At 60.1% G+C, this 10,653-nt stretch carries 7 protein-coding genes; 6 read left to right on the forward strand and 1 reads right to left on the reverse strand.

What is annotated here, in order from left to right:
• The first annotated feature begins 148 nt into the window (after window positions 1–148).
• The 6 genes from OM960_RS24720 to OM960_RS24745 all read left to right on the forward strand — a co-directional run bounded on the left by OM960_RS24720 (window position 149) and on the right by OM960_RS24745 (window position 9,253).
• Complete coding sequence (locus OM960_RS24720; protein ID WP_264773844.1) at window positions 149–2,089, forward strand: TnsB C-terminal domain-containing protein; 1,941 nt, start codon at window positions 149–151, stop codon at window positions 2,087–2,089.
• Between the two features lie 11 nt (window positions 2,090–2,100).
• Entirely contained in the window at window positions 2,101–3,081 is a 981-nt protein-coding gene (locus tag OM960_RS24725; protein WP_264773845.1) for a TniB family NTP-binding protein, read from the forward strand.
• Window positions 3,078–4,871, forward strand: coding sequence for a TniQ family protein (locus OM960_RS24730; RefSeq protein WP_264773846.1), 1,794 nt, complete (start codon window positions 3,078–3,080; stop codon window positions 4,869–4,871). The genes OM960_RS24725 and OM960_RS24730 overlap by 4 nt, the downstream gene beginning before the upstream one ends.
• 165 nt (window positions 4,872–5,036) lie before the next feature.
• Entirely contained in the window at window positions 5,037–6,173 is a 1,137-nt protein-coding gene (locus OM960_RS24735) for a hypothetical protein (protein ID WP_264773847.1), read from the forward strand.
• A 239-nt stretch (window positions 6,174–6,412) separates the two neighbouring features.
• The gene (locus OM960_RS24740) at window positions 6,413–7,264 is read left to right on the forward strand and encodes a glyoxalase superfamily protein (RefSeq protein ID WP_264773848.1); all 852 of its coding nucleotides are present in this window, start codon (window positions 6,413–6,415) and stop codon (window positions 7,262–7,264) included.
• A gap of 465 nt (window positions 7,265–7,729) precedes the next feature.
• A complete protein-coding gene (locus OM960_RS24745) occupies window positions 7,730–9,253 on the forward strand; it encodes a hypothetical protein (protein ID WP_264773849.1) in 1,524 nt (507 codons plus the stop codon).
• Window positions 9,254–9,496: 243 nt separating this feature from the next.
• Here the strand turns inward: OM960_RS24745 and OM960_RS24750 are convergent, their stop codons facing one another.
• A complete protein-coding gene (locus OM960_RS24750; RefSeq protein ID WP_264773850.1) occupies window positions 9,497–10,036 on the reverse strand; it encodes a phosphoribosyltransferase in 540 nt (179 codons plus the stop codon).
• Window positions 10,037–10,653 lie beyond the last annotated feature (617 nt).

Here is a 10,653-nt window from a genome sequence, read left to right on the forward strand (position 1 = left end):
GAAAATCCTCCCACCCTCCCTGTCGCCAGAAAGGGCAAAAAGTGGCCGACTTTTACGCCGCCCGCAGCCGGATCATCCCGCCGCTACCGTGGCCGACTATTGCTCCGCCGTTCTCAGGCGATATGCGCCATCTGCAGGTTCTGCCTTTATGAGCCTTCTTGAAGCCTATGATGGCCGCTACATTCGCCTGGACAGCGAGCTCTACCGGGTTCTTGGTCGGGAGGCGGGTAAACCGAGCATCCTCGTCGAAAGCACGTCCGGAGACCGCCTTGCGATTGCTGCGTCGGACTTCCGCATGCACATCTCGCTGGGCAACGTGTCCGAGGGGCTCGAGCCCGATTTTCGGTCGAGACTCAACGACCAAGTTGTGGCCGAGGAAATGGCGTTCCGGCGCGAACTGCTGACGCGCGTGGCCAAGTGTCGCAACGAAGGCCATACATGGGAGAGCGCCCTCCGCGCGACCCATCAGGGGTTTCTTGACGATGGTCGGTACGAGGAACGTTGTCGCGACTTCCCGAAGGTGCGCACCGTCCAGCTCTGGCGTGAGAAATTCCTGCGCGAGGGATCGAATGCGCTCCGCGACCGGCGGGAGCAGTCCGGCAACCGGCGGGACCGCCATGATCCCATCTTCGAGGAGATCGTGTTCGATCTGCTCGAAGAGCAGTTTCTGACCTCCGACCGGATGACGGTGTCGCGGCTTTGCAAGGTCGCGTCCGATCTCTATGTTAACCGCTGCAAAGGCGCCTCGATTGAGCCGGCTTCGCATGGACGTAAAGTCGTCGAGAGCTTGATCGCCTCCCTGCCCCATGACGATGTCGTCAAGATGCGCCTCGGCAGCAAGGAAGCGCGAAAGCGTCTGCTCCAGGCCGGAAGGTTTCAGACGATCAAGGCACCATTCGACCGGATCGAGATCGATTCGACCCAGGCGGATGTCTTCGTCGTCGTCGGCGAAAATGGAGAGACGGCCCGTCCGTGGGTGACTGCCGCGATCGACGCTGCGACGGGACTAATCGTTGGGATGACGGTAACACTCGACCGGACCAGCGGGCTGACGACCGCCGTGACGCTTCGGGAAGCCATGACACTGACGCCGGCGAGCTTCTTCGACGCCAATGGCATCGAAGCCCGGTTTCAGGCCCATGGCAATCCGCTCACTGTCGTTGCCGACCAGGGCCCGGAGAACAAGGGAGACCTGCTGAGCCGTCTGATTGCTTCCACCGGCATCGAGTCGCAACTCGCGATACCCGGCCATCCCGAGAAGAAGCCGTTCATTGAACGGTTCTTCCGAACGTTTTCAATGTTCGTGACGCAGTTGCCGGGCGCTACCCAGACCGCGGAGATGCCTGCGAAGACTCGAACAAACCGCGCAACCAGCGAGGCGCTCTTGACCCTCGATGACTTCGTGCGTGACGTGCAAAGATGGCGGTTCGATGTCTATGCAAGGACACCACGGCGGCGGATTCAGTCGGTCTTCCGGCGAAGGGAGAGTCCGATCGAGGCGTGGCGGCGAATGGAAGAGGAGTTCTTCATTCCGGAACCGCCATCGCTGAATGAGCTTCGGGACATGTTCTACCGGCAGAAAGTCACGCGCCGCCTTCATCGCTACGGGATCGAACTCAACGGCATCCAGTATTCTTCTGAAGCACTGAGGTACATTCAGAAGACCCAAGGCGCGTCCGAGGTTGATGTCTGGCTTAATCCGACCGACATCCGGGAGATCGCCGTAATCAACCCCATCTCTCGCGAAGCAATTTATGTACCGGCAAAAGACCCGGAAATGCCGGCGATTTCCACCGAGGAACTGAAACGAATCCGTCGGTCTCTGAAAATCGATCCTTCCGAAGAGCTTAGCGCCGAACGGATCCTGGCGGCGCTCGTCGGCAAGTATCACCGTGCCGCAGGCCGCGCCAACACGCCTCAGCGCAAGGCCCTCGAAAAGGCGCGGGCAGATCGGCGAGACGCGGACATCCTGTCCAGAAGTATGGAGCGACCCGCTGTCGATCTCGGAGCAAAGGACTTGGGCGCACGCCCGGCCATTCCCGTGACCCGTCCGCAGAAACTGGCAAAGATCTCCAACCGCAGGGAATAGGCGCAACCGCGATGACGACCGCATCGAGTTTCAGGGGCTTGCAGATCGAGCATGCCCGTTTCCACACCGCCACAACGGAACTCCGCGAGCGGATCGAGCTTGCGCGCGCGGCTGGCGGCGGGATCATACCACTGCTGGGTCCGACGCGGTGCGGAAAGACGGATCTCATCACCCATCTCTGCGGCACCCTCGGCGTACAGGTCCGGGGGCCCAACTCGATGATCCAGACCTGCAGCTTCGCTTCTGGCATCGTTCCTCCGAAACCGAACGACCAAGATCTCTACCGGGCGATGCTGGCCGCATTGGGCTATGGATATCACAAGCACGAGAAAATCGTCGGACTGCGCGAGCGCCTGATCACGAAAATCAGCGACGAGGGCCGCGAGGTCCTCTTTCTCGATGAATGCAGCCATTGTGCAGAACCAGGTGCAAACCTCTCCGCCCGGGCCGCGACCGACCATTTCAAATCACTTGTCGATGCGTCGGGCATCGTTTTGGTCCTTGCTGGCCTGCCAAAACTCCAGAAGCTGCTTGACGGCAATGAACAGCTCCGCGACCGCGCCATGCGGACGGTCGAACTTAATCCATATCAATGGTCCGTCGACAGTGACCGGGAGGGATTCCTGGGTGCGATCTTTCCACTGATGGAGGCCTTCTGCGACGCCGGCCACTCCCTCGAAATCGACGAGGTAGACCTCGCGCGGCGCCTCTATGGCGCGAGCGGCGGCCGGGTCGGCCGCGCCGTCGAGTTCCTGAACCATGGTTTGACCATGTATGGGGACAAGCGGGAAATCGGACTGGAGGACTTCGCCAGAATCGCGAAGGCCACGCTGCAGATCCAGGCCAATCTTCCCGACATGTTCGCGGAGACTCCGCCGACCGACGGCGAGCTGGAGCGATCCTACGTCACGGTCATGCAGGAGGCCGGATTGCCGGTCCGTCCAGTCCGGATCGAAACCTATGGGGCGCTACGATCCATCGGGGCGTCATGACCCCCGCGACATTCTCGATCCTTCCGGGCGAGAGTCTCTCCGGATTTCTTCGTCGCTATGCGCGGTCGCAGGGCTATACCCAGCTATCCGATTTCACGACGTGGCTGGGTTGGTCCTACGGGCGTCCGCTTGTCGAGGAACTGCCAACGGTTGCCGTGAAACTTGGTGTGGAGATCGGTGAACTCGAGGAAATCGCCCCCAAGGTCCGCCCTGAGGATCCCTTGCGAGAGTGGCGCTTTCACAGACCGCACCGGGATTCGTTCTGCCCCGCCTGCCTTGCCGGGGGTAGGCCATGGCAACAGGCTTGGCGGCACTGCCTGGTCAGCGCCTGCCCCGACCATGGGGTCCGGCTGCGCGACACCTGCGACCGGTGCCAGGAGCCGATCACACCGCAGGATGGCGGCTTCAGCGCCTGTCAATGTGGGTATCCACTTGCCGAGATGATCACCTGTCCGGCCGGCTCCGGAGAGATCGAGATCGCGCTCCTCTATGCAGCAGGTCGGAGCCGCCTGTCCGCCCTCATGTCTGGGACCGAAGCGCGGGATCCCGAGATCAACCGGCTCTTCCAGTTCCTGTCATCGCATTCGCGCCGCAAGCGGACAGGCAAAGAGGGCAAGGAAGGTTTGCCGATGGCGGTCGACGATACGGTCCGCTACATGCTTCCCGTTCTCGACATCCTCGTGGATTGGCCCGGGGCCTTCGACAAGGAAGTGGCACGACGCTGGAAACGCTCCTCGGTAAATGGGCAGACAGCCCCGCAGCGCCTCGGCCGGTGGTACCAGCAGCTCTTCACGTTCGAGGGTCGGCTTGCGCGGGTTCTTCAGGAGCGGCTCCTCGCGACGGTCGCTACGAATTTCGGTGACCCCTATTCGACCGATGGCTCCCGCGACGAAGGCTGGATCTCCGCCGCCGAGGCCGGGCGGAAACTGGGCATCCGTGCCGAGCGGATCGTGGCCGCAGTCGCGGCGGGTGACGTCGAGGGACGCGTGCATCATTCCGGGTTCGGCCACAGACACACGCTCGTTCCTTCGAGCGCCATCGCCCGGATCGCACGAACCCGGGCGGATGTCGTAACCGCAACAGACATGCTGGACCTGCTCGGCGTCTCGAAGAAGCAGTTCGCCCTTCTCCTGGAATGTGGCGCAATCCGGGAGATTCCAACCGGAGATCGAGCGCCGCTTGTCGATGGACGGTTTTCCCGGTCGACGGTCATCAATTCCGTCCGAGCGATCGCCCTTGGTCAGGCCGGCGATCGAACCGAAGGTGGTGCGACGGTGACGTTCAGGGAGGTCTCCCTGCGCCGGACGACGGATCGACTCGGTCTTCTTGCGATCTACAAGGCGATATTCGGCGGGACCTTGCATCCTGTAAATGCCGATCCTGACGGGATGCTCGGCGACTTCCTTTTCAGGAGCTCAGATGTCAACGCGCGGTTTTCAGATGCGTTGCCGGGGTCGATGACGGCACGTGATGTGAGTGCGGCAACTGGCTGGAAGCATGAATGCGTGACGCATTGGTGCAAGATCGGGTTGCTGAACGCCCGACAGACCAGACAGGGCGGCTTGGAGTCCTGGGCGATCGAAGCGAAAGATCTCTGCCATTTCCAATCGACCTTTGCAGTACTCGCAGACGTGGCGCGACAGCGGGGCACTTCGCCGCGTGCATTGCTGGCGGCCTGTGAGCGCGCCCGCATATCGACGGTGGGTGCGAAGGCCGTGGGGTCAACAACCCGTGGTCATCTTGTCCGGATCAGGGACCTTCCGGATCTATACATTTCGGAGCAAGCATGACCACCCACCTGCGGGCTTCATGCAGCGGTGTCCGACCAGGTCCGACCCTTCAGGATCCTCAATGCCATGGATTGACCCTCGCCCTGCGCGCCACCACCATGGCCTTCAATTGCTTGACCCAAGACTGTTTTGGCATGCCGCCACCCGAGGTATAGGAGACCGACATTGATCAACACTATCGCTGGAATGCTGATCCTCATTGTGCTGCTGTGGGGGGCCTATTCCCTTTTTTGTGTTCTGCTTCCCCTGAAACCCTTTGGGTCCCGACTCCGCGCGGCTGCGTCGGTTGGGCTGTCTTTCCTGGCTCTTGCGGCAATAACGATCGGCTTGACGGTCATTGAGCCAGAAGGCGTGACAATGTCCGGAAACGATGGTCAACCCGAGGATCCGGCCATTTCAACGAGCAGCGCTGACCCAACCGAAGCTGCCGCTCCCGAGGCATCCTCCGGCTCGGAAATCGCGGTAGCCGTGACGATTCAGCCCTCCGAGGATATTCCGGCGCCCTGTGGCGACGGTGGCCTGGCGCTGAATGATGTCGTTGCGGTGACCGGGGATCACGACCTTCATGTCGATCCGGACGACACCTCGCCGAAGATCAAGAACGAGAAGGCTTCGAACGCGCTTGGACAGACCAGGTATCACCAGATCGACAACTCGACGACCGTGAGGCGCATCTGCGCCCAGTCCGAGTGGACGGAAGTCCAGATCGTTTCCCCCGAATGGCTGGATTTCGTGAAGGGCTGGGTGCCTAATACGGCGCTGCGCGAAATCGAGACCAACGACAACGGCTCGCGCAAGTATGTCGAGGATGATTTCTACTGGGACGAGGACACCTCGGAATTCAAACCGCAGATCGTGTCCGTCGTGAACCGGATCGCCGTCGAGAACCGGAACTGCTCGACCATAGACCCGTCATCAGTCGCGAAGTCACCATCGCGAAGCAAGCCGGGCGATCCGGTCTTTTTCGTGACGTGCGGTACGGGGGTGGATGTCTTCAATGTCTGGTTCAGGCCTTCCGACGCTGAGGGTGACCAGCAATTCAATGCAACAGAACCGCTGTCCAGGAACGCGGCCGTGAATGCGTGTGAGATGGCGGCGAAGCAGGCCGCCACCCATCCATCGACTGTTTCGTTTTCGAGGGTGTGGGATCTTGCTTATGTCACCCACGCCTCCGGGCGTGCGCGTGTCGTTTCATCGTTTACGGCCAAGAATGGGCTGAACCTCGAACTGAAGTTCCGCATCGACTGCCTGTTTGACGGTCCCGACCTCATCGAAACCAATATCTCCGAAAGCCTGGATTGACTGTAGCGGGTTCGAGTCGGGGATCAGTTCGCTTGGTACAGATTTTTTCTGAGACCGCCTTGCGCGCTGGCACCGCGAACCCATATCCATGTTGTGCTGCGCATGGCCATTCCGGTCCGGGGTTTCCCATGAAGAACATGCGTTTAGATGATCGCGACTGAGCATCCTTTTCCCAGGGTCTTCGTGGCGGCAATGGACCGAGCCCTCGACTTCGACGACCCTTAGGCAAAGGAACTGCCATGACAGATCAATCCATAGGCCTGCCGGCCACCCCCGACATCGCGAAAGCCCAAGCTAAACGCCTGCGTTCGGCTCTTGCACCTGATCTTACGATCGGCCACAGCCAATCGCTTGAGTTGATTGCCCGCGTGCACGGCGAACAAAGCTGGGGCCGCCTGAACTCGCTGATCTCCGCAGCAACCTCGATTCAGTTGGCTCGGGATACCGAGCCGAAGAGCCCGGTCGCGGCTTACAAGCAGCTTCCTCCGAACCATGTTGAACAGCGTGTTCTCCAAGCCCTCTGGAAGGGTCTCGATCGGGCGAAAGACACCCATCCGTCAGCGAAGACGATCTCCAAGTCGAAAGAGTGGCTCAAGCAGGAAATCATCTCGCCCATCGCGCTCGAGGAATACTTGGACACCCTCGACACCAACCTCGGTGGGATGGTCTTTGACATGGGCGCAGAGAATCTTGTGAAGATTTCTGAGGTTGAAACCGTTTCCAAATATCAGCGTCCGAAAGCACGAGACACCTCCGCTTGGGCTACCACAGGCCTACGCCCTGCCTCGTTCGCCGCAGCCCTGATCTGGCTCGAACGGTTGGGTTTCGACACTCATCCGGAGACTTTCTATGGCCCCCTGATGGAGGCGATCAAAAAGTCGAAATATGTCAGTCAAGATGAGCTGACTTGCCTGTGGCACTCGCGCGAGAAAAAGGAACGCTTCCAGACGGCGGAGTATTTCGTCGATGCGGAAACGGCAATCTCCAATGTCGATGGCCAAACTGTCGATGGTCGCAACGGGCTGAAGATCAACGTGGCCCGCAGCACCGATCAACTCGGCCTGATTGCGAGCCTTCGGGTCTATCGCTGATGACTTCATTGGCAGTGGGCGATGAGCAATCATCGCCCACTCTTGTAAGGCGGACGCGGTATTTTCTCTCGCCCGGCCTCCTGCTCAGTCGCTCGAACCGCGCCCCAGGCTGGGTCCCGATGTAGCGCCATGGGCGATATGGCACGCGGTAGATATCAGGCGGGGCCTGCGTGCCAGCCCCTGACGGTAAATGTTGAAAAAAGAGCTTCTATTGGCCGCACTGCGGCCAATATTGCTTTCGAACACTGCGCTTGACCCGGATCCAGAGGGAGATGTCAGGTGGGGTGTGTCTCGAAAATATCTTCGACAGCTAATGCGGGGCTGGAGCGCCGGTTTCCGCTCCCGTTCGAAGGCGTGGATGTCAACTTCTGCCGGACACCTACCTGCGTCTCCTACGGCGTCAATCCCGACCCCTATAAGCGACCGAACGGAGCGCTACCTGCTCCGCCCGGCGCTCTCCGTGGCGTGGTCTCTGGCGCGCAACACGAGGAGTTCTTCGGCTGCCCGCATTGCACCGCGACCGCCAGGCTGAAGAACAACCGCGCGATCGCCGAAGAACACCGCAGACTCAAGGGATTGCAAGAGCGCGATCCGACCGAGCCGGCATGCCGGACGGAGGGGTGTTTCGCCCATGACCTCTCGCTGGAGAACCATCCCGAGTTCTACTGGAAGTTCGGCAAGACCGCGGGCGGCGATCCGCGCTGGCGCTGCCGGCTGTGCCTGAAGACCTTCTCGGCAGGCAAGCCCGCACGGCGGCACCGGCGGAGCGACAAGAACCGCCTGATCTTCCAGATGCTCTGCAACGACATGTCGCTGTCGAAGATTTCGAAGATCGCCGACATCTCCTACCGCGATCTCTACGGCAAGATCGACTTCTTCTACGACCAGGTGCGCGCCTTCACGGTGCGGCGCCAGGACTTCTCGCAGGTCGATTTCCGGGCGGCCGGATCACGCTTCGCGACCGACAGCCAGACGCTGACGATCAACTGGCCGACCAAGCGCAAGCGCGCGCCGGTGATGGTCCAGCATCTCTGCAGCGCGCATGCGCGGAGCGGCTATATCATGGAGGCGTCGCTCCAGCTCGATCCCGCGATGACGATGGAAGAAGCCGAGATCCGGGCCGTGGCGACCGATGAGGAGGATGTCTCCGTCGCCTTTCGGGAGCATGCCCGCGTCTGGACGAAGACCGAGTTCGAGGCGCATCTGGAGAAGCTCCTGGCGCAGAAGAAGATCGACGAGGCCGAACTCTACCAACTGCCCCATGACGGGGTGCTGGTGCGCTACGACATTCTCCAGTTTGCCCACGCGATGAGGCTCCGCGAACACCTCGCCAGCACCGACGCGCCGCTCGTGCTCGCGATGGATGACGATAAGGGCCTCCGGCAGGCGTTCTGCTCGGTCTTCGCGCCCGAGGTGAAGGCGGGGCGGGCCGATATCGCCATTGTCAGCTTCGACAAGGGGATGACCAACGACATGCGCAACCAGGTCGTGGCCGACGGCCAGAACGCACTGGCGGCCGCGACCGGCCTCGGCCTGACGCAACTCCGGGCGCTGTCCGATCAGGACTTCGCTGATCTCGTTGATGAGGAGGTGGCCGCGCGGATCGCCGGCCTCGATCTGCGGCCGGGGTTCCAGTATCCATACCCACGGAAATCAGAGCCGAACCGCCGGATCTGGCTGCTGACCGACAGCCCGGATCACGACTACCGCCGGAAGGCGCGCCTCCTGCGTCTGGCGACGCTCAGAAGTGTCGATTCCTACTTCCACAAGTTCCGGAGCAACGTCCGCTTCGCCGCCCGGCCAGCCGTCTCAGGCACGGTCAGGCAGGTCTGGGACCGGCAGTATCTCTACAAGCCGGCCATGATGGCCAAGCTCGTCGAGATCTACCGCTTCTATCACAACTGGTGCGAGCCGGGCGCGGACAAGAAGACGCCCGCGATGCGGCTCGGACTGGCGCGGGGGCGGATCTACGAACGCGACTTCCTATAAGTCTTTGAAAATAGAAAGGAGAGCCTTTCGGCTCTCCTTTCCAATTCTGATCAGCCGATCCCTGATCCGGTAGTATCTTCCGCTTATCGGTTGGCCCTACCAGGCGCTCGCTCGGACCTGTGCAGCTTGCGCCACACCTGATGTTTATGGACCGCAAGGCGTAAGTGCGGTCCTTCTTCTGAGGAGAACCTAAGTCCACTTCCCGTCAGAGTCAAAGAAAACTTTGTCAATATTTTGTTGACCCTACAGCCCGCTGAGGAAGCATACACCCTTGTCAGCTCGCACTCCACGGGCGCGAAGGGCCTCTGATGCTGACCTAATCGAAGTTCCTGTCGACATCAGATCGTCAACAATAAGAATGTTCGCGCCTGCGATGTGCGATACATCGCTCATGACCTCCAAGGGCTGGAACAGGGGTCTGATCTTGGGGTCAAGTTCCTTCATGGCGATATGCTGATCAGCGTCCATCTTTCTCCATGCCGCCAGCTGTGAGGCATACAAGGTCCTGGTTCGCTTGTTTTCGATAGCTTGCGGCTCAACGATGCCGTTCTCAAGTATCCCACCGATAGTTCTTTTGCCGAGAAAGTCTGGCACGATATGCTGGATGCCCAGCCACTCAGACAGGAGGAGTGAGAACTCATTGCAGAAGCCGTAGCTCGACGGAACAGGCATAACGAAATCGGCGACCAGATCCTCCGAGATCGTCTCGATTATTTCCTTTGCCCGACGGAAGAACATCCGGCGGTACATTGGAACTATTCGGTAGCCGTTCATACCCTTCATCGCATAAATCAGAGGATTTCCGTCTCGGTCGAGATCACCAGTTCTGTTTCTTCGAAACACGAATCGTAGATCAACATGACCTGCACGACCCCGTGTAGGATTTGCCTCCATTGAGGTATCGACTCTTTGTTGGTGTGAATCGTCAAATGCTACGAAGCGCTTGCCATCAATATTTAGGCCCAAGAGTTCCGCCTATACCTCAATACCAGTTTGCATGGATATGGGGCATTTGCGGCAAAGTGAAAACCAGTTTCACCTTGGTGAGGCCATCTGAGTTGTAGGACAATTGGCTACGAAGGCTATTCATCTCGTGCCGAGCGGCGTACTCCTTCAAGGCCGGTTGCGGTGGAAGGCGCGAACTTCCCGCCCACGGTAGTTTTCGGCCGACTACCAATTGTCGAGATCTCCAAGTGACCTTAGAGATAGAAGCTTAAGCTCTTGATAGATCTGGGGCGAATCTGTGCTGCGCATAACGGGCGGCTATGTGATCGCCGCCCGTGGTTGTCAACGGCGGCGTAAAAACCGTCCACGTGGCGGAGCAAAACTCGGCCAGTTGAGCGTGCATGTCGTTGAGTGTGGGGAACGCGTCGCGCCCCGGCAGACGCGCTCTTCACATA

This window comes from Defluviimonas salinarum, assembly GCF_026013545.1.
In the GTDB taxonomy this organism is placed as follows: Bacteria; Pseudomonadota; Alphaproteobacteria; order Rhodobacterales; family Rhodobacteraceae; genus Albidovulum; species Albidovulum salinarum.

What these genes read in the sequence shown, in the direction of transcription:
- OM960_RS24720 (WP_264773844.1), top strand. Translation starts at nt 149, where the DNA reads ATGAGCCTTCTTGAAGCCTATGATGGCCGCTACATTCGCCTGGACAGC.
- OM960_RS24725 (WP_264773845.1), top strand. Translation starts at nt 2,101, where the DNA reads ATGACGACCGCATCGAGTTTCAGGGGCTTGCAGATCGAGCATGCCCGT.
- OM960_RS24730 (WP_264773846.1), top strand. Translation starts at nt 3,078, where the DNA reads ATGACCCCCGCGACATTCTCGATCCTTCCGGGCGAGAGTCTCTCCGGA.
- OM960_RS24740 (WP_264773848.1), top strand. Translation starts at nt 6,413, where the DNA reads ATGACAGATCAATCCATAGGCCTGCCGGCCACCCCCGACATCGCGAAA.
- OM960_RS24750 (WP_264773850.1), bottom strand. Translation starts at nt 10,036, where the DNA reads ATGAAGGGTATGAACGGCTACCGAATAGTTCCAATGTACCGCCGGATG.